Raw genomic sequence first — 25,092 nt, 5'->3', positions numbered from 1 at the left:
GTAACACACATTTAACATCTACCCATCGGAAACAACAAAACCTGATATTAACGTTTTTGACGTTGTTATTGGACATTTTGACGATTTTGACGGGAAGCTTGATTGACGATTTATCTATTACAGCGAATATTTAACCCACTGAGAGCTTACAAGGCCATTCACCGGTTCAGCGTTACTCAGTTCCGATGAAGTAAGTTCAAGGGCTCCAATGATGGAGCAATTTAATTTCCGTTAAGTGAAACAGAGCTAAGAGTAAGGAACAGCTATGCTTGCCAATATTAACAAAACTAAGTTAGCACTTGCCGTTGTTGCAGCAGCAACCGCTTTTACAGCACCAGTAGTATCTGCAGCAGAAAAAAGTGAACTAACAGTCGTACCAAATTTCTACCCTACAATGGTACGCAACTTTAACCCGTACCTATCAACAAACCTACACACTACAAGTGACTTCGTTTACGAGCCATTGGTTGTTTTCAACCAAATGAAAGGTAACGAGCCAGTAATGCGTTTGGCGAAAGACTACTACATGTCTGACGATCTAATGCAAGTTACGTTCGAAATCCGTGATGGCGTTAAGTGGTCTGACGGTAAAGCGTTCTCTGCTGAAGATGTTGTTTACTCTTTTGATCTAGTTAAGAAGAACCCTGAGCTAGACCAACGTGGTATCAATAAGTGGGTTAAATCAGTTAAGCAAGACGGTAACAAGGTTATCTTCGATCTAACTGAAGCGAACTCTAACGTTCCTTTCGAAATTTCTTTCGTACCAGTAGTGCCTAAGCACATCTGGAGCAAAGTTGAAAATCCATCAACTTTCACTAACGAAAACCCAGTAGGTACAGGTCCGTTTACTGAGATTGAAACATTTACTCCTCAGCTATACGTTCAATGTCGTAACCCTAACTACTGGGATAACGACAACCTAGACGTTGACTGTCTACGTGTTCCTCAGATCGCGAACAACGATCAGTTGCTAACGAAGATCATCAACTCTGAGCTAGATTGGACTTCATCGTTCATTCCTGACATCGACAGCACTTACGCTGCAGCGAACCCAAATCACAAATACTGGTACCCAGCAGCAGGTACTCAGTCATTCATGTTGAACTTCAAGTCGCCAAAAGCTGGTAACAAAGAAGCAATCAACAATGTTGATTTCCGTCGTGCGTTCTCAATGGCTATCGATCGTCAAACAATCATCGATATCGCATTCTACGGTGCGGGTACTCCGAACGATTACGCATCGGGCCTAGGTGATGGTTTCAAAACTTGGTCTGATGAAGCGGTACACAACAAGTACAAAGCATTTAACACATACAATGTGAAAGGTGCTAAAGAGCTTCTAGCGAAAGCTGGCTTTAAAGATACTGATGGCGACGGTTTTGTAGAATCACCAACAGGTAAGAAGATCGAACTTACAGTTCAATCTCCAAACGGTTGGACTGACTTCAACAACACTGTACAGCTAGGTGTAGAGCAGCTTCAAGAAGCTGGTATTAACGCGAAAGCAAGTACACCTGACTTCGCTGTTTACAACGAAGCAATGCTAAACGGTACTTACGATGTAGCTTACACAAACTACTTCAACGGTGCTGATCCATACCTATACTGGGATAGCGCATACAACTCACGCTACCAGTCTGGTGACGGCATGCCTCGTTTTGCAATGCACTACTTCAAAAATGCAGAGCTAGACTCGCTACTAGACAGCTTCTACAAGACAGCTGACAAAGGTGAGCAAACTAAGATTGCTCATAGCATCCAGAAAATCATCGCTGAAAACCAAGTTACGGTTCCAGTAATGTCTGGTGCGAACAACTTCCAATACAACGAAACTCGCTTCACTGGTTGGTGGAATGAGAAGAACCCTCAAGGCCGTCCAATGGTATGGGCAGGTGTTCCTGAGCGTCTACTTCAAGTACTGGATCTAAAACCAAAAGCATAATATCTGCTTAATATTTGCGGTGCACACCTTGTGCACCGCCTCTTCCCCTAAATCCTTTCTTCTATAAAAGGTATGGCGCCTTGCGTCAGGGGGTTTTACGTCCTGAATTCAGCTCAGGAAGGCAAGCTGGATGTGTAAGGTGTGAGTTATGGGATTTTTTCTACGTCGTTTATCGTTTTATTTTATCGCGCTGATTTTCGCGGCAACGCTAAACTTTATTCTTCCGCGTGCGATGCCTGGTGACCCTGTTACCATGATGTTCGCAAACGCAACCGCGCAGGTAACCCCTGAGCGTATTGAAGCCATGAAAAAGCTATTAGGCTTTGTTGATGGTCCATTATATGAACAATACTTTTCTTATCTAGCTAACGTATTTACGTGGAACCTAGGTACTTCTATCAAATTTTACCCACTATCAGTTAATGAACTGTTAGGTGGCGCTGTAGGTTGGTCGCTATTTTTAGCTGGCTCTGCAGTAATCCTTTCTTTCTGTATTGGTTCGGTCTTAGGTATTTTCGCGGCATGGAAACGCGGCAGTACTTATGATGCATTTATCTCACCAGGTATGTTGGTTATTCAAGCGGTTCCACCGGTTGTAATTGCAATGCTTGTAATGTTCACCTTTGCTATAGGCTTACGTTGGTTCCCTACGGGTAACGCATTTACCCCAGGCGTTGTTCCCGACTGGTCAAGTTGGGCTTTCTATAAAGACGTCATGTACCACGCAGCACTGCCACTATTCTGTGCCACAGTCATTCAAATCGGCGGTTTCTTGATCAACATGCGTAATAACATGATCAACCTGCTAAACGAAGATTACATCACAATGGCAAAAGGTAAGGGCTTAAGCGAAAACCGCGTTGTTTTTAACTATGCGGCACGTAACGCAATGCTACCAAGTGTAACGGCACTTTCTATGGCATTGGGTATGGCTATCGGTGGTCAGTTGATTGTCGAAATCATCTTTAACTACCCAGGTCTTGGTACGGTAATGCTTAACGCTATTCACTCACGTGATTACCAAGTTCTTCAGGGACAATTACTGATTATGACTATGTTCATGCTGTTCTTTAACTTCATGGCCGACATCCTGATCGTTGTGCTAGATCCTCGCCTACGTAAAGGAGGCAAATAATTATGAAAGCCTTATTTAAATTATTATCTGGTAACCCTAAGGCAATGTTTGGCCTAGGCATCATCACTATATTTATTTTAGGTGCTATTTTTGCTCCGCTGATTACCCAGTACTCACCAGACAAACGAACAGGTAAACCTCACGAGTACCCTGCGTTTGTAGTAAAAGCGGCACAAGATAATCCAGACGGTTGGATCGCTGAAAACTTAGCTGATAACAAGCGTCGCCTGTTAATGTCAAAAGATGCAGAACACGTACTAGGCACATCTCGTATGGGTCGTGATATCTGGTCTCAACTAGTATATGGCGCACGTACTTCACTAGCGGTAGGTTTTGGTGCAGGTTTAATGGTGTGTTTCTTAGCAACCATCATTGGTATCTCAGCAGGTTACTTCGGCGGTAAAGTCGATGAAATATTAACCGCGGCAATGAACATCATGCTCGTTATACCTCAGCTTCCCTTACTGTTTGTTATCGCGGCATTTATTGGTCAAGCCGGTCCGGTCACGATAGCGGTGGTTATCGCCATGACCTCCTGGGCATGGGGCGCACGTGTTGTTCGAGCGCAAACATTATCACTTCGTGAAAAAGAATTTGTAAAAGCAGCGGAAGTATTAGGTGAATCTTCATGGCGTATTATCTTTGTTGAGATTCTACCGAACCTAATCTCAATCGTTGGTGCAAGCTTCATCGGCTCGGTAATGCTTGCCATCATGACTGAAGCAACACTGTCATTCTTAGGCTTAGGTAATCCGAACTCTGTAAGTTGGGGTGTGATGCTGTACAACGTACAAACATCATCTTCAATGTTGGTTGGCGCTTGGTGGGAGCTATTAGCACCATGTATTGCACTAACACTAATTGCTGTCGGTCTTGCAATGCTTAACTTTGCTGTCGATGAAATTGCCAACCCGCAGTTACGTTCACACAAAGGCATGCGCCGCTGGAAAAACTTAGCAAAAGAAAATGCTAAGAATGCAAAAGAAGAAAAAGAAGCAAACGCTGTGGACGCTCCTCAGCCAGCCCTACAAGGGGGAGATAAATAATGACCAATCCACAAATCTCAATTCGTAACTTGTGTGTTGATTACATTACAGATGCCGGTGATGTTCGCGCAGTAAATAATGTCAGCTTTGACATTGGTAAAGGTGAGATATTCGGTCTTGCAGGTGAATCAGGCTGTGGTAAATCCACTGTTGCCTTCTCACTGATGCGTCTGCATAAGCCGCCAGCATTCATTACCGGTGGTGAAGTAATTTTTGAAGGCCATGGTGACATTTTGAAAAAATCGGATGCGGCAATGTCAGCCTTCCGTTGGAGCGAAATGTCGATGGTGTTCCAAAGTGCAATGAACGCTTTGAACCCTGTATTAACCATGGAAGAGCAATTTTGTGACGTAATCATGCGCCACACTAATATGTCTCGTCAGCAAGCAGTTCGCCGTGCTGAAGGCCTATTAGAAATCGTTGATATCCACCCTAGCCGTTTACGTGATTACCCTCACCAGTTCTCTGGTGGTATGCGTCAACGTTTGGTTATCGCGATTGCTCTTGCGCTAAATCCTAAGATGATCATCATGGATGAACCAACTACGGCACTTGATGTTGTGGTTCAACGTGAAATTCTACAAAAGATTTACGCATTAAAAGAAGAGTTTGGTTTTTCAATCCTATTCATCACTCATGACTTGTCATTAATGGTCGAGTTCTCTGACCGTATCGGCATCATGTATTCAGGTGAATTAATTGAAGTTGCCCCTTCTAAGCAAATTCTAGAAACACCGTTCCACCCATATACTGAGGGCTTGGGTAGCTCATTCCCTCCTCTAACTGGTCCAAAAACAAAGTTAACAGGTATTCCTGGTAACCCATTGAACTTACTAGAAGTACCACAAGGTTGTCGTTTCCAAGCACGTTGTAGCAAAACAACCGATGCTTGTTTTAAAACACCAACCCAGCTGACACAAATTGAACCAGGACGTTTATCAAACTGCCACCTATTCACTAAACGTGGTTAATAAAATAATAGGCAGTATTTAGGAGGCATTATGAGCAAACCTGTCGGAAATCCAATTATTGAAGGTAAAAATCTAATTAAAGATTTTTCCGTTAACAGTAATTCATTAAAGAAATCAAAGATGCGTGCAATCAACGACGTGTCTTTCAAAATGTACAAAAGTCGTGGTCTTTCAGTTGTTGGTGAATCAGGTTCTGGTAAATCAACGACTGCGAAAATGATTGCAAAAATGTACGCGCCAACAGATGGCACAATTGAATATTTTGGTCGTGATATCCAGTCAATCACTAAACATGATGACTTAATGAATTACCGCCAAGGTGTGCAAATGGTATGGCAAGATCCATTCGGTTCTTTAAACCCTACTCATACTATTTTCCACCATATTGCTCGTCCGTTACTGATCCACAACAAAGTGAAGTCAGGCAATAAAAAAGAGCTAGAAGAAACGGTTTACAACCTACTTGAACAAGTTGGCTTGATCCCGCCAAAAGAGACAGCTGCGAAATTCCCCCACCAGCTGTCTGGCGGTCAACGTCAACGTGTTAACTTAGCGCGTAACATTGCTGTAGGTGCTGAGGTCGTACTTGCTGATGAACCAACCTCAATGCTCGATGTTTCTATCCGTGCAGGTGTACTAAACCTGATGGAAGAAATGAAGTTTGAACGTGAGATGGCACTGCTGTACATCACCCACGATATCGCAACAGCACGTTACATTGCTGAAGATCTAGCGGTTATGTACGTTGGTCACATGGTTGAATGGGGCGATACGGAAGAGATCATTCACGATCCACAACACCCGTATACCCAGTTACTTGTATCAGCAGTTCCAGATCCAAGTAAGTCTATTCATGAAAAACTAAAAGGTAATAAAGGCGAGATCCCGCTATGGACACCAGAAAGCGCTGGTTGCCCATTTGCAGGTCGCTGTACTCACGTTACCGATATGTGCCGTGAAAAACTTCCAGGTGTGACTCAGTTATCTGACAATCACTTTGTACGTTGTTACTTATACGAAAATTAATAATAGCTCGTTACTAAAAACGACTTATCTGCGTTATTGGTCGCCTTAGCTGTTAAATGGTGGTTTCACAATGCTGAAACCACCTTTATTTGGCGACACTAGGAGGATCCATGCAGCTGTTAACTAACCATCTGGGCTATGAGCGTTTCAACGTAAAACACGCTTTATTACAAACCAACTCTCAGACTTTAACCGGTACTGCAGAACTTGTTTGTAACCAGACGAACACCACTATCATGCAGCTGCCATTACATGCCTATGACAACATAGCACAATGGCATACCGGTAATATTTACCTTATTGATTTCTCTTCTTGCCAACAACTTGGTGAGTTCCGTATTCGCTACGCAAACAGCGAATCAACTGTTTTTACCATTGCTGAAGGTGTGTTAATGCAACAAACCTTTAGTGATGTTCTTCACTACTTTAAATCTCAACGTTGCAGCGGTATTTTCGATCAAGCTGATAAAAATGCCGTTGTACTCAATTCAGATCAAACCGTAGACGTTCACGGTGGTTGGTATGATGCATCAGGCGATGTAAGTAAATACCTAAGCCACTTATCTTTTAGTAATTTTTTAAATCCACAACAAACACCAATGATTGTGTGGAACATGCTAAAAGCCTATGAAGAGTTAGATCAGCAAGACGATATTGCAGACTTTACTCGTGTACGTTTACTTGAAGAAGCCACTTTCGGTGCCGATTTCTTACTGCGCATGCAACACGCGCAGGGCTATTTCTATATGACGGTATTCGACAAATGGAGCAAATCCCCGCAACAACGTGACATTTGTGCTTATTCAACTCAAGAAGGCATCAAGTCAGACGATTATCAAGCCGGCTTCCGTCAAGGTGGTGGAGTTACCATTGCAGCATTAGCAGCGCTTTCTCGTATTGCTCAACTAGAATCAAGCACTCGCTTAGGGGCTTTTACTGGCATCGAGACCGAGCGTTACCTTCAAGCGGCTGAACTTGGCTATTGGCATTTAAAACAACACAATACTGAATACTTAAACGATAGTACGGAAAATATTATTGATGAGTATTGTGCCTTATTAGCCGCCGTTGAGTTATTCCGTAGTACTTCCCAAGATCGCTATTTAGTAGAAATGCGTGAGTGGGCTACACGTTTGGCTAAGCGTCAAATGTCAGATCAGAATATTGAATATTTCTGGTCTGCGACTGAAAACGGGGAACGTCCTTATTTCCATGCCGCTGAAGCTGGCCTTCCTGCCATTGCTCTGATGCAATATTTAAGTGCAGAAACGGATTCCAATTTCAAAAAGCCAATTGAACAAGTGTTATGTAACGCGCTTAATTTTGAGTTAGCGATTACAAAAGAAGTGAATAACCCATTTCACTACCCTCGCCAATACACTAAAGCTGTCGATGGTGAAAAGAAAACGGCTTTCTTTGTTGCCCATAACAATGAGTCAGGTTACTGGTGGCAAGGCGAAAATGCACGTCTCGCGTCATTAGCAACCATGGCTTTTATGGCACAGAACTATGTTCAAGATCCAACATTACGTCAAGGCTTAATGCAATTTGGTCAACGCTCACTTGACTGGATAGTTGGTTTAAACCCGTATGACATGTGTATGTTAGATGGTCATGGTCATAATAACCCAAATTACTTACCTCACTTAGGGTTCAGTAACGCCAAAGGCGGTGTTTGTAACGGCATCACATCTGGCTTTGAAAACGAAGACGACATCGCATTCAACCCTGATGGTCAAAAAGACGATATGCTGCAAAACTGGCGCTGGGGTGAACAGTGGATCCCTCATGGTGGCTGGTACTTACTTGCAATTACGATGCAATTTAAGGAGCGTTGTCATGGCTGATATTCGTTACTTAGTTGGCATTGACGGCGGTGGTACATCTTGCCGTGCACGCATCTGTGATCTTGATGGTAATACTTTAGGTGAAGCAAAAACGGGTAGTGCGAATATTCTATTAGGCAGTGCTGTCGCAATGGCATCGATCAATGATGCGATAGCAACAGCGGCCAGCCAAGCAAATCTTAATAATAGCCATTTTCGTTATATGTCAGTAGGCCTAGCACTCGCAGGCGCTGAACAACAAGAGGCTTGGTATAACTTCATGAAACAGCCTCACCCTTACGGTGCCATAACATTAAATACCGATGCGTATGGTGCTTGTTTAGGTGCTTGGGGAGGTAAAGATGGCGCGATCTTAATTGCTGGTACTGGCTCTTGTGGGATCTTATTAAAAGATGGTCAACAGCATGTGGTTGGCGGTCGTGAATTCCCGATTTCAGATCAAGGCGGCGGTGCTGTTATGGGTCTGCGTTTGATCCAACAAGTACTATTAAGTGTTGATGGTATTGTTGAACAAACACCGCTTGCTCGTTCAGTACTCGAATATTTTAATCATGATATCGACAATATTGTATTGTGGTCAAAAGCAGCACGTCCTTGTGATTATGGTCAGTTTTCACCGAGCATTTTTGCCCATGCAGCACAAGGCGATAAACTCGCGATAGATATGCTATCGCAAACAGCGCGCGATATAGAAATGTGGATGAATGCACTTATCCAACGTGGCGCAGACAAGATTTGCTTGATGGGAAGCATTGCAGAACGTATTCACGCATGGCTAGTACCACCTATGCAGCAACGTATAGCAACACCGCAAGGTGATGCTATGGATGGCGCGATTGCTATGGCACGTGGCAATCACGATTTATATAAGCTTTAAGGGGGAATGATGAGTTACCGCCTTGATTTAACTGTAATCGATAAAAAAGAAAACGAATCTCGTTTTGCATTAAGCTTACATAATTTAACCGATACTCCACTACAAAATTGGTCATTACACTTTTTGTTTAATCGTTTCGTTAGAGCAGAGACGTTAAGCAAAGGCGTTATCAGCCAAACGGGGAGTTACTGTACATTAACAGCCACAGACAATTTGCCTGCAAATGGTCTTTTTTATACCGAATTCACGGTCGGTACTGCACCATTCACGCTTTATGATGACGGCATTTTAGATGCCTTTATCTCATTAGCATCGACCGCAGAGTACATTAAGCCATTAAAAGTCGACATCAGTACTATCAATCTCGATCAACCTGCTGTTGAACGCTATAACACACCGCTACCAGTCCAAGCGGCTGATATTGCTTTGATCCCTAAACCTAACAAGATAACGCAATTACAGGGCTCATTTCATATAAATCAACATACTGCAATTTCAACACCACCCACATTAGCGCAAGGTGCAGTAAATTGGTTACAAGCAGAGCTCAATACCTTATTGAATGAACACGTATCGGTTAAACAACAAGGCAACATCCATTACGCGGTAAATAAAGACATCGCAGATGAAGGCTATCGCTTATTAGTTGAAAACGATAACGTTTGGATCCAAGCTAATTCAGCATCTGGTTTTGTCTACGCGACTTCAAGCTTACTTCAATTAATACCAAGTAAACCATCGCATCAAGCTGATAGCACCTACCAGATCCCAATGGTAGATATTAATGATAAACCGCATTTTAGCTATCGCGGCATGATGCTCGATTGTGGTCGCCACTTTCACCCTGTTGATCGTATAAAGCACCTTATTGATCAATTAGCGCGCTACAAATTTAATACTTTTCATTGGCATTTAACCGATGATGAAGGCTGGCGTATTGAAATTGATGCATACCCTGAACTCACTCGCATCGGTGCTTGGCGTGGGCCAAATGAAGTGCTCGCTCCCCAGTTTAGTCATATTGCTCAACGCTATGGTGGATTTTATTCAAAACAAGAAATTCGTGATGTCATTGCGTATGCCGCTGACCGTGGAATCATGATCATTCCTGAGATTGATATCCCTGGCCATTGTCGTGCTGCTATTTTATCACTCCCTGATTTATTGATTGATCCAGATGATAAATCTGTCTATCGCAGCATTCAAAACTATAGCGATAACATCTTATCTCCTGCGCTAAAAGGCACTTACAGCTTTATTAGTAATGTACTTTCTGAGATTTGCGATCTATTCCCTGCACCTTTCGTTCATATTGGTGCAGATGAAGTCCCTGTCGGTGTTTGGACAGATAGCCCTGCTTGCCAAAAATTCATGGCAGAGCATGACTATAACGATCCCAAAGAGCTGCAAGGGCACCTATTACGTTTTGCCGAAGAAGTACTAGAAGGTAAAGGTAAGCGCATGATGGGTTGGGAAGAAGCAACCCATGGTGAGAAGGTCAGTAAAAATACCATCATCTTCTCATGGCAAAGTGAACAGGCTGGATTGGAATGTATCCAAAAAGGCTACGACATTGTGATGCAACCAGCGCAAGCGACGTACTTGGATTTAGCTCAAGGTTACTCAGCAGATGAAGCAGGTGTTGATTGGGCTGGAAAGTTACCCCTCGATAAAGTTTACAATTATTACCCACTCAGTGATCTATCCGAGGAAAACTCTGAGCGGCAGCACATTTTAGGCATTCAAACCGCCCTTTGGTCAGAATTAGTAAATAACCAAAGCCGATTTGAATATATGATTTACCCCCGCTTACTGGCAGTCTCGGAGATTTGCTGGAGCGACCCTAAACATCGTAACTGGGATGACTTCAAAGCACGTTTAAAAGGTCAACTTAGCTACCTGGACAAGGCTGGTATTAATTACCGCCACTGTGAATAACCACGCACAGTAGAGTGAAATTTTTTAAGGATTAAAAAGCAATGAAATACGGTTATTTTGACAACGACAACAGAGAATATGTTATCACTCGTCCTGATGTCCCAGCACCATGGACAAATTACTTAGGTACAGAGAAATTCTGTACAGTAATTTCACAAAACGCAGGTGGTTACTCATTCTACAAATCTCCAGAGTACAATCGCGTAACGAAATTCCGTCCAAATGCGACATTTGATCGCCCTGGACACTACGTATACCTTCGTGATGATGTGACAGGCGATTACTGGTCAATCTCATGGCAACCAGTAGCAAAAAGCCTAGATGAAGCATCGTATGAAGTGCGTCATGGTCTGTCTTACTCTAAGTTTAAGTGTGACTACAATGGCATTGAAGCAACTAAAACATTATTCGTACCAAAAGGCGAAGATGCTGAAGTTTGGGATGTTGTAATTAAAAATACGACAGATGAAGTGCGCACCATTAGTGCATTCTCATTTGTTGAGTTCTCTTTCAGCCACATTCAATCTGATAACCAAAACCACCAGATGAGCCTGTACTCAGCTGGTACATCTTATGAAGATGGCGTGATTGAATATGATCTTTACTACAACACCAATGAGAAAGAAGGTTTCTACTACCTAGCTTCTACATTTGATCCTGATAGCTATGATGGTCAACGTGACACTTTCCTTGGTGCTTACCGTGATGAAGCTAACCCTATTGCGGTTGAAAAAGGACGTTGTTCTAACCACGTACAAACCTGTTACAACCACTGTGGCTCACTACACAAGCAATTCACTATCCAACCGGGTGAAGAAGTACGCTTTAGCTACATCCTAGGTGTCGGTAAAAACGAAGGTCAACGCCTACGTCAAAAATACCAAGATGTCGCTGCCGTCGATGCTGCATTTGCTGAAATTAAAGAACACTGGAACAGCCGTTGTAACAAGTTCAAGGTGACATCACCGAACGAAGGTCTAGATACCATGATCAACGCATGGACTCTATACCAAGCTGAAACATGTGTGGTTTGGTCACGCTTCGCATCATTTATCGAAGTGGGCGGTCGTACAGGTCTTGGTTACCGTGATACCGCACAAGATGCAATCTCTGTTCCTCACTCAAACCCAGAGATGACACGTAAGCGTCTTGTTGACTTACTACGTGGTCAAGTTAAAGCAGGTTACGGCCTACACCTATTTGATCCAGATTGGTTCGATCCAGACATGGCTGATGTTGAGCCATCAAAATCACCAACAGTTGTTCCAACCCCAAGTGATGCAGATAAGATCCACGGTATCGAAGATACCTGTTCTGATGACCACCTATGGCTAGTACCAACAATCTGTAAGTACGTAACAGAAACAGGTGAAGAGAGCTTCATTGACGAAGTGATCCCATACGCTGACGGCGGTGATGCATCTGTTTATGAGCACATGAAAGCCGCACTCGATTTCTCAGCGGAATACGTAGGCCGCACAGGTATCTGTAAAGGTCTTCGTGCAGACTGGAATGACTGTCTAAACCTTGGTGGCGGTGAGTCAGCAATGGTGTCATTCCTTCACTTCTGGGCATTACAAGAATTCATCGAGCTTGCTAAGCATCAAGGTAAAGACGCAGATGTTGCTAAATACACTGAAATGGCAGCAAACGTGCGTGAAGCGTGTGAAAAACACCTATGGGATGACGAAGGTGGCTGGTACATCCGTGGTCTAACTAAAGACGGTGACAAGATCGGTACAGCGCAACAGACTGAAGGTCGTATTCACTTAGAGTCAAATACCCTAGCAGTGCTTTCTGGTATGGCATCACAAGATCGTGGTGAGAAAGCAATGGATGCCGTTGATGAAAACCTATTCTCTGAATACGGTCTACACCTAAATGCGCCATCATTCGCAACCCCTAACGATGATATCGGTTTCGTTACTCGCGTATATCAAGGCGTGAAAGAAAACGGTGCTATCTTCTCACATCCAAACCCATGGGCATGGGTGGCTGAAGCGAAACTAGGTCGTGGTGATCGTGCAATGAAGTTCTACGATGCACTTAACCCATACAACCAAAACGACATCATTGAAAAACGTATTGCAGAACCTTACTCATACGTTCAGTTCATCATGGGACGTGATCACCAAGATCACGGTCGTGCAAACCACCCATGGTTAACAGGTACATCTGGTTGGGCATATTTTGCCGTGACTAACTTTATCCTAGGTGTACAAACAGGCTTTGCAGGTCTAACTGTTAATCCTTGTATTCCAACAAGCTGGCCTGGTTTTGAAGTGACTCGTGAATGGCGTGGCGCGACTTACAACATTAAAGTTGAAAACCCAAATGGTGTAAGTAAAGGCGTTAAATCTATAACGCTAAACGGTGAAACAGTCGAAGGCGCAATCGCTCCTCAAGCTGAAGGCACAACCAATACTGTTACAGTTGTAATGGGCTAAAACGGTTAGGGAGGTGAATTCACCTCCCTCTTTTTATTTGAGAGAGAAATAGGAGTTCCTCCATGATTCAGTTTGGAACAGGTGGATGGCGTGCTTTCATTGGTGAAGAGTTTACTCAAGCAAATGTACGCTTAGTGGCTCAGGCCCTTGCTAACATCATGATCAAAGAGTCAGTAACTGAAAATGGTTTCATTATTGGTTACGACCGTCGTTTTCTATCCGATAAAGCCGCAACGTGGTTTGCTGAAGTTTTAGCGGGTAACAACATTAAATGTAGCTTCATCGATAAGTTCGTACCAACCCCTGTTGTAATGTTTAAAGCCAAACAAACAGGTGCGACATATTCAGCTTGTATTACTGCGTCTCACAATCCCGCAGATTACAACGGCATCAAAGTCTTCATTGAAGGCGGTCGTGATGCTGATGAAATCATTACTCAAAAGATTGAACAACAAATCGCAGTGTTAACCGATGCGGATGTTAAACGTGTTGATTTTGAACAAGCACAAAACGATAAGTTAGTTGAAATCATCAATCCAATGAACGAGTTTGTTGATTCAATTATTGATTTCATCGATATGGAAGCGATTAAAAAAGCAAACCTTCGCGTTCTTATCGATCCTATGTTTGGGGTGGCAAAAAATGCACTACAAACGGTACTAATCAGTGCTCGCTGTGATGTTGACGTGATCAACGACAGTGAAAACCCAGGGTTTGGTGGTTTAATGCCATCTCCGAGTGCTGCAACGCTTTACCGTTTAAAGCACCTTGTCGCTCACGAAGGTTATGACATCGGTATTGGTACTGATGGCGATGCTGATCGTTTAGGTATTATTGATGAGAAAGGTAACTTTATTCACCCGAATGAAGTACTACTTCTACTTTATTACTACATGCTTGAATATAAAGGCTGGAAAGGATCGGTAGTACGTAATATCGCAACCACCCACCTTTTAGATAAAGTTGCAAAAGCTTATGGTGAGAAATCATTTGAAGTGCCAGTAGGCTTTAAGCACATTAGCTCACAAATGGAAGCTGATGATTCTCTCATTGGTGGAGAAAGCTCAGGTGGTTTAACAATCCGTGGTCATATCAAAGGTAAAGATGGTGTATTCGCATCAAGTTTACTGGTCGAAATGATCAGCTCTACAGGTAAGAAATTGTCTGAATTACTTGGTGAGATCTATGGGCGCTTTGGCTATGCCTACACAGCAGAAGGCGATTGTACCTTTAAACCAGCTGATCGTGAGCGTCTTTACAACAAGATCTATGTAGAAAAAGCATTGCCTGATTTTGACTATGAAATCGAAAAAGTAAGCTATGCCGATGGAGCGAAAGTTTACTTTAAGAATGGTGGTTGGGCGATTGCACGTTTCTCTGGTACTGAGCCATTACTCCGTATCTTTGTTGAAATGGAAGATCAACCGCAAGCAGAAGCAGTACTTGCTCAATTAAAAGCATTCCTTTCTGTTTAAACAATCATAGCTGTTGTTTTAGCAGATCACACCGCTGATCTTTGCTATAGGGTAACCATTCAGTTACCCTTTTCTTTTATATTTTGCCATTCTATTTACCTCCATATAAAAATTTGATATCGAGCCCATTTACAGTAATAACCCCGTCTAAAAATAAAAATAGATAGCCCAATCACATAAAAATATCGATTTGAGGTCCATGATTAAAAGGCGTTAAATTTATCGCACTCAAGGAAATCGGTATGAAAAAGATTATCTTTAGTATCATAGCTATCGTTTTAGCCATACTTTTCACCGAACATTTCCACTCATTTACAGTGGGCTTTAGCCTTGCCATTATCGCAGTTGGAATAAGCTATTTCATTGCTTATCAGGCAATTCGCCAACCTCAATATGTCATGAGCTACCTTGTACTTGCTGTACTCACAAAATTAGCTATCACTATCAGTGGCGTTATTTGGGTCTTTTCTAACAACGTTATTCATTCACCAATCACTTTCTTAGTGGCTTATACTGTTTTTTCAGCTCTCATTACCTACCTAGCATCACGTTACCGTGCATATCGTCGTGATCGTAGTGATAATCAACAAAAGGAGATATTACATACAGGTCTCTATGAACAAATTTAAGGCATAACATTGAAATAAGAGCAAGGAGGTAAATATAACCAACAACGATACTATTACCAAAGCTCAGAGCTTCACTTATTAAAGCTCAGATAAAGTAGGAAAGGAGGTCTCACATCATCTTAACTATTTTCAATGGCAACTAAGTAAAACCAAAGCCCTGTGACTTCAGCAGGGCTTTTTCATTAATAGACAATTAATCTATTTACTATAGACGAAAAAAGCCCCGCTATGACTAGCGAGGCTTCTTAAGAAGTGGCAGAGCAAGACGGGACTCGAACTCGCCCCACCGGTCTGACAGGCCGCTAAGCTCTCCAATAAAGAGGCTAACCAACTGAACTACCAACTCACTCAAATACATTTAACTCATTTATTCCAAATGTAAAAAAGCCCCAGTCTTTCGACTAGGGCTTAATGTAAGTGGCGGAGCGGACGGGACTCGAACCCGCGACCCCCGGCGTGACAGGCCGGTATTCTAACCAACTGAACTACCGCTCCGCAGCGTGTCTATTCAGCATAATGCAATTTAGAACTTAGCAATGTCCTACTCTCACATGGGGAGACCCCACACTACCATCGGCGCTACAACATTTCACTTCTGAGTTCGGCATGGGATCAGGTGGTTCTGCTGCGCTATGGTTGCTAAGTAAATTCTTTACCGTTCTTGTTATAACAACAAAAACTAAAATTTGAAGCCTGGCGATGTCCTACTCTCACATGGGGAGACCCCACACTACCATCGGCGCTATTACGTTTCACTACTGAGTTCGGCATGGGATCAGGTGGGTCCATAACGCTATGGTCGCCAAGCAAATTCGGTTTATTTATTGTCATTCGACAATAAATAGCAATCTGGGAAAGGTAACTAGTGTTCTCTACACGTTCAAGTGTACTTGGAGTCCGTATAAAACCCCTTGGGTGTTGTATGGTTAAGCCTCACGGGCAATTAGTATCGGTTAGCTCAGTGCCTCACAGCACTTACACACCCGACCTATCAACGTTGTAGTCTTCAACAACCCTTTAGAGACCTTAAAGGTCTAGGGATGACTCATCTTGAGGCTCGCTTCCCGCTTAGATGCTTTCAGCGGTTATCGATTCCGAACTTAGCTACCGGGCAATGCGTCTGGCGACACAACCCGAACACCAGCGGTTCGTCCACTCCGGTCCTCTCGTACTAGGAGCAGCCCCTCTCAATCATCCAACGCCCACGGCAGATAGGGACCGAACTGTCTCACGACGTTCTAAACCCAGCTCGCGTACCACTTTAAATGGCGAACAGCCATACCCTTGGGACCGACTTCAGCCCCAGGATGTGATGAGCCGACATCGAGGTGCCAAACACCGCCGTCGATATGAACTCTTGGGCGGTATCAGCCTGTTATCCCCGGAGTACCTTTTATCCGTTGAGCGATGGCCCTTCCATTCAGAACCACCGGATCACTATGACCTGCTTTCGCACCTGCTCGAATTGTCATTCTCGCAGTCAAGCGGGCTTATGCCATTGCACTAACCTCACGATGTCCGACCGTGATTAGCCCACCTTCGTGCTCCTCCGTTACTCTTTGGGAGGAGACCGCCCCAGTCAAACTACCCACCAGGCACTGTCCGTAATCCCGATAAGGGACCAACGTTAGAACATCAAGCATACAAGGGTGGTATTTCAAGATTGACTCGACAACCACTGGCGCGGTTGCTTCAACGTCTCCCACCTATCCTACACATGTAGGGTCAATGTTCAGTGCCAAGCTATAGTAAAGGTTCACGGGGTCTTTCCGTCTAGCCGCGGGGACGCAGCATCTTCACTGCGATTTCAATTTCACTGAGTCTCGGGTGGAGACAGCGTGGCCATCATTACGCCATTCGTGCAGGTCGGAACTTACCCGACAAGGAATTTCGCTACCTTAGGACCGTTATAGTTACGGCCGCCGTTTACCGGGGCTTCGATCAAGAGCTTCGACCGAAGTCTAACCCCATCAATTAACCTTCCGGCACCGGGCAGGCGTCACACCGTATACGTCATCTTTCGATTTTGCACAGTGCTGTGTTTTTAATAAACAGTTGCAGCCACCTGGTATCTGCGACTCCCGGCAGCTTAGAGAGCAAGTCTCATCACCGCTAGGAGCGTACCTTCTCCCGAAGTTACGGTACCATTTTGCCTAGTTCCTTCACCCGAGTTCTCTCAAGCGCCTTGGTATTCTCTACCTGATCACCTGTGTCGGTTTGGGGTACGATTTCTTATAATCTGAAGCTTAGAAGCTTTTCCCGGAAGCATGGCATCAATGACTTCGTTACCGTAGTAACTCGACATCGTATCTCAGCCTTAGGATGGTCCGGATTTGCCTAAACCATCAGCCTACATACTTGGACCTGGACAACCGTCGCCAGGCTCACCTAGCCTTCTCCGTCCCTCCATCGCAATTATAAGAAGTACGGGAATATTAACCCGTTTCCCATCGACTACGCCTTTCGGCCTCGCCTTAGGGGTCGACTTACCCTGCCCCGATTAACGTTGGACAGGAACCCTTGATCTTCCGGCGAGGGAGTTTTTCACTCCCTTTATCGTTACTCATGTCAGCATTCGCACTTCTGATACCTCCAGCAAACCTTACGATTCACCTTCAACGGCTTACAGAACGCTCCCCTACCCAATGAAGTAAACTTCATTGCCGCAGCTTCGGTGTATAGCTTAGCCCCGTTAAATCTTCCGCGCAGGCCGACTCGACCAGTGAGCTATTACGCTTTCTTTAAATGATGGCTGCTTCTAAGCCAACATCCTGGCTGTCTGAGCCTTCCCACATCGTTTCCCACTTAGCTATAACTTTGGGACCTTAGCTGGCGGTCTGGGTTGTTTCCCTCTTCACGACGGACGTTAGCACCCGCCGTGTGTCTCCCGGATAGTACTTACTGGTATTCGGAGTTTGCAAAGGGTTGGTAAGTCGGGATGACCCCCTAGCCTTAACAGTGCTCTACCCCCAGTAGTATTCGTCCGAGGCGCTACCTAAATAGCTTTCGGGGAGAACCAGCTATCTCCGAGTTTGATTGGCCTTTCACCCCTAGCCACAAGTCATCCGCTAATTTTTCAACATTAGTCGGTTCGGTCCTCCAGTAAGTGTTACCTCACCTTCAACCTGCCCATGGCTAGATCACTCGGTTTCGGGTCTAATCCTAGCAACTCATTCGCCCAGTTAAGACTCGGTTTCCCTACGGCTCCCCTAAACGGTTAACCTTGCTACTAAAATTAAGTCGCTGACCCATTATACAAAAGGTACGCAGTCACCCAACAAGTGGGCTCCTACTGCTTGTACGTACACGGTTTCAGGTTCTATTTCACTCCCCTCACAGGGGTTCTTTTCGCCTTTCCCTCACGGTACTGGTTCACTATCGGTCAGTCAGGAGTATTTAGCCTTGGAGGATGGTCCCCCCATATTCAAACAGGATATCACGTGTCCCGTCCTACTCGTTTTCACTGATAATGCGTTGTCGGTTACGGGGCTATCACCCTGTATCGCAGAACTTTCCAGAACTTTCACCTAACGCAAAACTAGCTTAAGGGCTAATCCGGTTTCGCTCGCCGCTACTACCGGAATCTCGGTTGATTTCTCTTCCTCGGGGTACTTAGATGTTTCAGTTCCCCCGGTTCGCCTCATAGTGCTATGTATTCACACTATGATACGTGCTTATGCACGTGGGTTTCCCCATTCGGAAATCCCAGAGTCACCGGTTTTTACTACCTTCTCTGGGCTTATCGCAAGTTAATACGTCCTTCATCGCCTCTGACTGCCAAGGCATCCACCGTGTACGCTTAGTCACTTAACCATACAACCCCAAGAGGTTTCGTATGTTCAAACAACCAAGGTTTGTCTTCAATACTTCGATCAAGAAAGTATTAAACGTTGGTTTTTCGCCGGACTCATTTATTTGTCTTCACTTTTAAAAAGTGAAAGCAAACACAGACACTTGAATGTGTATGTTTTGAGAACTCGTTCTTCTTTCGAAGAACATTTTTAAATCAATCTATCGATTGAATTTACTAGTCAGCTTTCCAGATTGTTAAAGAGCATGCAATTATCTAACGATAACCACTTTCTAACGATTTTCAGCGAAAAAAATGCGGACTTAACAAAGGTATTCTTCATTAAATCTGCGAATTCCGTGCAGAAAACTTTTAGAGAGTGGTGGGCGATACCGGGCTCGAACCAGTGACCCCCTCCTTGTAAGGGAGGTGCTCTCCCAACTGAGCTAATCGCCCACGATAGTTTTAATTCCTTCGTGAGAAAGAATGGTGGGTCGTGCAGGATTCGAACCTGCGACCAATTGATTAAAAGTCAACTGCTCTACCAACTGAGCTAACGACCCAATTTTCACTTCAAAGAGAAGTGGCGTCCCGTAGGGGAGTCGAACCCCTGTTACCGCCGTGAAAGGGCGGTGTCCTAGGCCTCTAGACGAACGGGACAATGTTCATACTTAATGTTGTTGGGCAACATTAAGTGGCTCTCTTACATTTTAACCAAGCAATCTGTGTGGACACTGCATTAAACAGTAAGTCTTTAGGTAAGGAGGTGATCCAGCCCCAGGTTCCCCTAGGGCTACCTTGTTACGACTTCACCCCAGTCATGAACCACACCGTGGTAAACGCCCTCCCGAAGGTTAAGCTATCTACTTCTGGTGCAGCCCACTCCCATGGTGTGACGGGCGGTGTGTACAAGGCCCGGGAACGTATTCACCGTGACATTCTGATTCACGATTACTAGCGATTCCGACTTCATGGAGTCGAGTTGCAGACTCCAATCCGGACTACGACGTACTTTCTGGGATTCGCTCACCATCGCTGGTTGGCAGCCCTCTGTATACGCCATTGTAGCACGTGTGTAGCCCTACTCGTAAGGGCCATGATGACTTGACGTCGTCCCCACCTTCCTCCGGTTTATCACCGGCAGTCTCCCTGGAGTTCCCACCATTATGTGCTGGCAAACAAGGATAAGGGTTGCGCTCGTTGCGGGACTTAACCCAACATTTCACAACACGAGCTGACGACAGCCATGCAGCACCTGTCTCAGAGCTCCCGAAGGCACCAATCCATCTCTGGAAAGTTCTCTGGATGTCAAGAGTAGGTAAGGTTCTTCGCGTTGCATCGAATTAAACCACATGCTCCACCGCTTGTGCGGGCCCCCGTCAATTCATTTGAGTTTTAATCTTGCGACCGTACTCCCCAGGCGGTCTACTTAACGCGTTAGCTCCGAAAGCCACGGCTCAAGGCCACAACCTCCAAGTAGACATCGTTTACGGCGTGGACTACCAGGGTATCTAATCCTGTTTGCTCCCCACGCTTTCGCATCTGAGTGTCAGTATCTGTCCAGGGGGCCGCCTTCGCCACCGGTATTCCTTCAGATCTCTACGCATTTCACCGCTACACCTGAAATTCTACCCCCCTCTACAGTACTCTAGTCTGCCAGTTCAAAATGCTGTTCCGAGGTTGAGCCCCGGGCTTTCACATCTTGCTTAACAGACCACCTGCATGCGCTTTACGCCCAGTAATTCCGATTAACGCTCGCACCCTCCGTATTACCGCGGCTGCTGGCACGGAGTTAGCCGGTGCTTCTTCTGTTGCTAACGTCAAACAGCAAAGCTATTAACTTTACTGCCTTCCTCACAACTGAAAGTACTTTACAACCCGAAGGCCTTCTTCATACACGCGGCATGGCTGCATCAGGGTTTCCCCCATTGTGCAATATTCCCCACTGCTGCCTCCCGTAGGAGTCTGGACCGTGTCTCAGTTCCAGTGTGGCTGATCATCCTCTCAGACCAGCTAGGGATCGTTGCCTTGGTGAGCCATTACCCCACCAACAAGCTAATCCCACCTGGGCTAATCCTGACGCGAGAGGCCCGAAGGTCCCCCTCTTTGCTCCGAAGAGATTATGCGGTATTAGCTATCGTTTCCAATAGTTATCCCCCACATCAGGGCATATTCCCAGGCATTACTCACCCGTCCGCCGCTCGTCAGCATTGATAGCAAGCTATCAATCTGTTACCGCTCGACTTGCATGTGTTAGGCCTGCCGCCAGCGTTCAATCTGAGCCATGATCAAACTCTTCAATTAAAGTTTTGTTGGTCTTTCAACCGGCTCAATGAATACTGTTAAATACCACTAACTAGAAGCTAGTTAGGATATTTGAATTGACTGTGCCAAATAATCCTTCTCTATAAAGAGATGAGTTATTTGTATTGGTCACTAGTATCATTGATAAATCTTTCGACTTAACTTTTCAACGAGTGCCCACACAGATTGCATGGTCAAATTGTTAAAGAACAATACTGATTTCGTTGCTAGCCAGTGGCTCGCTCCGTGTCAGTGAGGTCGCATTATAGAGATTCAGATCACATTGGCAAGTTTTTTTTCTATAAAAAACACCAAAAAAACGCGATAGCTCAAGATATAATCACGAATGTAATAATCGTATATTTTGCACACTGAACGTCTGACGTTTTATATCTATTTAGAGCTCATTACCCGTTTTCCTAATGCTTGTCCTTTAAGCTCTATATATTTATATGTCGTAATCGAAACAATAATAACTATCAAAAGAACAGAAACAACAAGTACATTATTATAAAACGTCGACCCTAAATCGATAAACCGCGCCCCCTCTATCATTGGGGCGATATCTTTACCTAATATTTTCTGTCCTACTAATGCGAACGATGTAACCATAAACAGAATGGCGGCATGCGTTAAGTAGATAGAGTAAGACCATTTACCCAAGGCTTGAAATACACTTCTGTTTAACAGTTTTGAAATCGCACCAGACTCAAAAGCAAAAAACAGTACAACAAAATAGAACAATAGCGTTGCGTATATATATCTGTCTGCAATTTCATTTGAAACCAAATAAGCTACAGTACTTAAAAGCGCTACTTCAATAACAGAGCCAGCAATGAAAGGGATGGATATGTGCTTTACTTTGGTAAATACAACATATGTGAATGCACCACCAAAAAAGCATGATAACCCATTAAATACATACGGTTGAAGTAATGTTGAATTATTCCCCATTAAGCCTAAAACCATAACGGCTATCGTCAACCAACTCCATACTTTGTAACGACCAAACAAATGCAGCGTTAGGAAGAGTAAAACATAGAGATAAAACTCAATGCTTATACTCCACGATGGATAATTAAACGATAAAGGATCGGTGAATGCTGTCCATGATTGCACCATTAATAGATTAGGGAGTATTTCAGACAAAGAGCCATGGCCTGTAAATGGTAAAGTATTAAAACTAAAACCAATGGTTTTGTACGCAATATATTTCACTACCTCTAATCCAATGAATACCATTAGCATGCAAACATACAATGGATATAGTCGAAAAAAACGCGATGCTATATAAGATTTAAAACGTAGATTGCTCCTAAAACCATAACTATGAGCGAGCACAAAACCACTTAGAGCAAAGAAAAACTCTACAAATAATTCGCTACCTCTAAAAAAAGGTAACTCAGTCACACTCCCAACAGCACGAAAGTGAAATAACACAACAGATAATGCGCATAAGCCGCGAAAGGCATCAAGGGCTTCAAATCGTCTTGCCATATAACAACTCAACTTCAATCTATTAATGTCTAACGACTAATTTGGACTCAATGAAGTGCCAGCTAATCATTGCAAATGAGAAAACAAGTACAGTAGCAATTGCTGCACCTTGATAAATATTCTTGAAAAATCCATACATGATTAATGTTTGTAAGATTGGAAAATGCCAAATGTAGATACCGTATGAGATATCACCAATACGCTTGCTAACTGCTATTGGCTTTAACCTAAAGACAATAACGTACACCGTAAAACTCACCGCGAACGCATAAAGCACAAACCAACTTTGTAAAAATAATACTATCGGGATCAAGATAAGTAGATGCCAAGCTTTTAAAAGCTTAGGTTCTGCAAAATTCCAATATGCTCCTAGCATGAAGAACACTAACATAGATGGTAATTGTCGATTAATGCTTGCTGGTAAACCATGATACTCAATTAAGTATTGTCCAGTATAAAAACAGCAAATTGATACTAAACCTAATAGTACTGTCAGCTTTTTATCATTTACTTTTTTATTCATTACACCATAAATAATAGGTACACAAACATAGAACATTACTTCAATTTTAATGGTCCATAATGCTGCATTAACGAAGGGTTGAAAATTATTTTCAAATAAACCTGGTAACGTCGGATGTAAGAAATTAGCAAACAAATAATTAGACACTAAGTATTTACTTGCACCATTATTTAAGTAGTCAAGAAAACTACCTGAGTAATGAAAGTATCCAAAAATAAACGCCGTTGTGATTACAATAAAATACAGTGGATAAATACGTAAGAAACGCGACTTTACATAAGTAGATAAAGGCTTTCTTTTTAAGTAGCTTTTTACTATCAAATAACCACTAATAACAAAAAAGCAATGTACCGCTAAACCACCTGGTACATACATTAGGTATTCATTTTGAGTTTCTATCCCTATATGAAAATAGAAAACAAGTACAGCGAGGAAAATTCGTAATATATCAAAATTATTTTTAACCACGAGATGAAAACTCAAAGATGAACCTGAAATAATTATTGCACAGTTTTTTTATAATCAAAGTATCCCTCTCATTTCAGATAACACCTTCACATAAATTATTATAAATAAAAATGAGAGGTTGTATAACCACTCTGAAAAACCATATCTATCCCTCTGTTATATATAAGTAAATAAGATGGAATGCCAGATTATAAACGAAATAGTTGAATAACTACGTTACTCGATTTAATCGACGTAATTCTATAACCAAATCAGATAACTTTCTGCTTAATATAACTAATCAATATGACACGAATCTCAAGGAGAAATTAAGGGATAGTCTAATGCCCAGATACAACAAAGCCCCAATCTTTCGACTGAGGCTTTGTTTGAAATTTGGTGCCCGAGGACGGACTTGAACCGTCACTCCCGAAGGAAACGGATTTTGAATCCGTCGTGTATACCAATTTCACCACTCGGGCTTATGGCGGCTATTATACGTATACAATACTGCGAGGCAAGCCTTTATCGTTAAGATATTCAACCAATCTTTTTGACCGCTATATTTTCACTCTATTTTCTTGCTTGTTGATGATAATAGCACCACCTCTTTACACATTCTGTAGCAATATCAAACGTTCTCTGACTTATCGTTTGCTGTTACACTCAGCACATATGGATACAGCTAGATAAAATCGGATGTTTTATGTCAAAATCAGCAAAAATAAAAAATGTGACTTCCCCACAATATCCCACCTTATTTCGGCGTTTAGCCGCTTGGTTTTATGATGCTTTAATTGTCGCTGCAATTCTTATGCTAGCAGGCGGTATAGCAATGGCAGGAATAGCGATCCTACTGCATTTTAATATTCTCGATTTAGCTAATTATGAGGATGTAAGTGCTTATTTAACACATCATCCACAAGCTAACTTGCTTTACTCTAGCTACTTAGGCGCTGTAATTATTGGATTTTATACTTACTTTTGGACTCATGGTGGCCAAACGCTGGGTATGCGAGCATGGAAATTAAAAATACAAAATAAAGATGGACGCCCAATTAATATAACTCAAGCATTGATCCGCGCTGCAACGGCAGCCTTAGGGTTGGGGAATTTGCTCGCATACAACACTAAACGTCGATCGCTACAAGACGTGATGGCGGAATGTGAAATGATAGTGACAAAAGATATTCACTAA

14 protein-coding genes, 5 tRNA genes and 4 rRNA genes are annotated in these 25,092 nt (G+C 43.3%); 12 read left to right on the top strand and 11 right to left on the bottom strand.

The genetic code is table 11. The features are described from left to right. Window positions 1–265: 265 nt before the first annotated feature. The 11 genes from BTO08_RS00585 (at window position 266) to BTO08_RS00535 (ending at window position 15,333) form a co-directional block, all read left to right on the top strand. Window positions 266–1,942 carry an ABC transporter substrate-binding protein gene (locus BTO08_RS00585; protein WP_105059480.1) on the top strand — a complete coding sequence of 559 codons (1,677 nt, stop codon included), beginning with the start codon at window positions 266–268 and terminating at the stop codon, window positions 1,940–1,942. A gap of 148 nt (window positions 1,943–2,090) precedes the next feature. After that, the gene (locus BTO08_RS00580; RefSeq protein WP_105059479.1) at window positions 2,091–3,077 is read left to right on the top strand and encodes an ABC transporter permease; all 987 of its coding nucleotides are present in this window, start codon (window positions 2,091–2,093) and stop codon (window positions 3,075–3,077) included. Between the two features lie 2 nt (window positions 3,078–3,079). Further along, on the top strand, window positions 3,080–4,123 hold the full coding sequence (locus tag BTO08_RS00575; RefSeq protein ID WP_105059478.1) for an ABC transporter permease: 1,044 nt from the start codon (window positions 3,080–3,082) through the stop codon (window positions 4,121–4,123). Further along, the gene (locus BTO08_RS00570; RefSeq protein WP_105059477.1) at window positions 4,123–5,094 is read left to right on the top strand and encodes an ABC transporter ATP-binding protein; all 972 of its coding nucleotides are present in this window, start codon (window positions 4,123–4,125) and stop codon (window positions 5,092–5,094) included. The genes BTO08_RS00575 and BTO08_RS00570 overlap by 1 nt, the downstream gene beginning before the upstream one ends. Window positions 5,095–5,124: 30 nt before the next feature. After that, a complete protein-coding gene (locus tag BTO08_RS00565; RefSeq protein WP_105059476.1) occupies window positions 5,125–6,120 on the top strand; it encodes an ABC transporter ATP-binding protein in 996 nt (331 codons plus the stop codon). 110 nt (window positions 6,121–6,230) lie between these two features. Beyond that, a complete protein-coding gene (locus BTO08_RS00560) occupies window positions 6,231–7,967 on the top strand; it encodes a glycoside hydrolase family 9 protein (protein WP_105059475.1) in 1,737 nt (578 codons plus the stop codon). After that, window positions 7,960–8,844, top strand: a complete 885-nt coding sequence (locus tag BTO08_RS00555) for an N-acetylglucosamine kinase (protein ID WP_105059474.1) — start codon at window positions 7,960–7,962, stop codon at window positions 8,842–8,844. Before BTO08_RS00560 ends, BTO08_RS00555 begins: the two co-directional genes overlap by 8 nt. Before the next feature lie 9 nt (window positions 8,845–8,853). Beyond that, on the top strand, window positions 8,854–10,782 hold the full coding sequence (locus BTO08_RS00550; RefSeq protein WP_105059473.1) for a beta-N-acetylhexosaminidase: 1,929 nt from the start codon (window positions 8,854–8,856) through the stop codon (window positions 10,780–10,782). 41 nt (window positions 10,783–10,823) lie between these two features. Continuing rightward, window positions 10,824–13,229, top strand: coding sequence for a GH36-type glycosyl hydrolase domain-containing protein (locus BTO08_RS00545; RefSeq protein ID WP_005369749.1), 2,406 nt, complete (start codon window positions 10,824–10,826; stop codon window positions 13,227–13,229). A gap of 62 nt (window positions 13,230–13,291) precedes the next feature. After that, window positions 13,292–14,704 (top strand): phosphoglucomutase/phosphomannomutase family protein, encoded by a 1,413-nt coding sequence (locus tag BTO08_RS00540; RefSeq protein ID WP_105059472.1) that lies wholly within the window; start codon window positions 13,292–13,294, stop codon window positions 14,702–14,704. 242 nt (window positions 14,705–14,946) lie between these two features. After that, complete coding sequence (locus BTO08_RS00535; protein ID WP_105059471.1) at window positions 14,947–15,333, top strand: hypothetical protein; 387 nt, start codon at window positions 14,947–14,949, stop codon at window positions 15,331–15,333. A gap of 418 nt (window positions 15,334–15,751) precedes the next feature. Here the strand turns inward: BTO08_RS00535 and BTO08_RS00530 are convergent. The 11 genes from BTO08_RS00530 to BTO08_RS00480 form a co-directional block, all read right to left on the bottom strand. Next, window positions 15,752–15,828, bottom strand: a tRNA-Asp gene (locus BTO08_RS00530). A gap of 33 nt (window positions 15,829–15,861) precedes the next feature. Beyond that, a 5S ribosomal RNA gene (rrf, locus tag BTO08_RS00525) occupies window positions 15,862–15,977 on the bottom strand. 47 nt (window positions 15,978–16,024) lie between these two features. Next, window positions 16,025–16,140 (bottom strand): 5S ribosomal RNA (rrf, locus tag BTO08_RS00520). 115 nt (window positions 16,141–16,255) lie between these two features. Beyond that, window positions 16,256–19,146 (bottom strand): 23S ribosomal RNA (locus BTO08_RS00515). A 357-nt stretch (window positions 19,147–19,503) separates the two neighbouring features. Further along, window positions 19,504–19,579, bottom strand: a tRNA-Val gene (locus tag BTO08_RS00510). Between the two features lie 31 nt (window positions 19,580–19,610). Then, window positions 19,611–19,686 (bottom strand) — tRNA-Lys (locus tag BTO08_RS00505). Between the two features lie 21 nt (window positions 19,687–19,707). Further along, window positions 19,708–19,783, bottom strand: a tRNA-Glu gene (locus BTO08_RS00500). A 99-nt stretch (window positions 19,784–19,882) separates the two neighbouring features. Further along, window positions 19,883–21,427, bottom strand: a 16S ribosomal RNA gene (locus BTO08_RS00495). Together the 16S, 23S and 5S rRNA genes with 4 tRNA genes alongside form the textbook arrangement of a ribosomal RNA operon. Window positions 21,428–21,820: 393 nt before the next feature. Next, window positions 21,821–22,924: an acyltransferase family protein gene (locus BTO08_RS00490; protein ID WP_105059470.1), complete on the bottom strand. Its 1,104-nt coding sequence runs from the start codon at window positions 22,922–22,924 to the stop codon at window positions 21,821–21,823. A gap of 22 nt (window positions 22,925–22,946) precedes the next feature. Then, entirely contained in the window at window positions 22,947–23,930 is a 984-nt protein-coding gene (locus BTO08_RS00485) for an acyltransferase family protein (RefSeq protein ID WP_242446218.1), read from the bottom strand. Window positions 23,931–24,291: 361 nt separating this feature from the next. Further along, window positions 24,292–24,376, bottom strand: a tRNA-Leu gene (locus BTO08_RS00480). Between the two features lie 224 nt (window positions 24,377–24,600). Here BTO08_RS00480 and BTO08_RS00475 point away from each other — a divergent pair. Then, the gene (locus BTO08_RS00475) at window positions 24,601–25,092 is read left to right on the top strand and encodes an RDD family protein (protein ID WP_105059468.1); all 492 of its coding nucleotides are present in this window, start codon (window positions 24,601–24,603) and stop codon (window positions 25,090–25,092) included.

This window comes from Photobacterium angustum (assembly GCF_002954615.1).
Classification (GTDB): Bacteria; Pseudomonadota; Gammaproteobacteria; order Enterobacterales; family Vibrionaceae; genus Photobacterium; species Photobacterium angustum_A.
The sequence above is the reverse complement of the archived record's forward strand: the minus strand, read 5'-3'. Positions and strand labels throughout refer to the sequence as shown.

Coding starts and splice junctions, on each gene's coding strand:
- BTO08_RS00560 (WP_105059475.1), top strand. CDS start 6,231: ATGCAGCTGTTAACTAACCATCTGGGCTATGAGCGTTTCAACGTAAAA.
- BTO08_RS00545 (WP_005369749.1), top strand. CDS start 10,824: ATGAAATACGGTTATTTTGACAACGACAACAGAGAATATGTTATCACT.
- BTO08_RS00550 (WP_105059473.1), top strand. CDS start 8,854: ATGAGTTACCGCCTTGATTTAACTGTAATCGATAAAAAAGAAAACGAA.
- BTO08_RS00475 (WP_105059468.1), top strand. CDS start 24,601: ATGTCAAAATCAGCAAAAATAAAAAATGTGACTTCCCCACAATATCCC.
- BTO08_RS00575 (WP_105059478.1), top strand. CDS start 3,080: ATGAAAGCCTTATTTAAATTATTATCTGGTAACCCTAAGGCAATGTTT.
- BTO08_RS00580 (WP_105059479.1), top strand. CDS start 2,091: ATGGGATTTTTTCTACGTCGTTTATCGTTTTATTTTATCGCGCTGATT.
- BTO08_RS00570 (WP_105059477.1), top strand. CDS start 4,123: ATGACCAATCCACAAATCTCAATTCGTAACTTGTGTGTTGATTACATT.
- BTO08_RS00535 (WP_105059471.1), top strand. CDS start 14,947: ATGAAAAAGATTATCTTTAGTATCATAGCTATCGTTTTAGCCATACTT.
- BTO08_RS00555 (WP_105059474.1), top strand. CDS start 7,960: ATGGCTGATATTCGTTACTTAGTTGGCATTGACGGCGGTGGTACATCT.
- BTO08_RS00540 (WP_105059472.1), top strand. CDS start 13,292: ATGATTCAGTTTGGAACAGGTGGATGGCGTGCTTTCATTGGTGAAGAG.
- BTO08_RS00490 (WP_105059470.1), bottom strand. CDS start 22,924: ATGGCAAGACGATTTGAAGCCCTTGATGCCTTTCGCGGCTTATGCGCA.
- BTO08_RS00565 (WP_105059476.1), top strand. CDS start 5,125: ATGAGCAAACCTGTCGGAAATCCAATTATTGAAGGTAAAAATCTAATT.
- BTO08_RS00585 (WP_105059480.1), top strand. CDS start 266: ATGCTTGCCAATATTAACAAAACTAAGTTAGCACTTGCCGTTGTTGCA.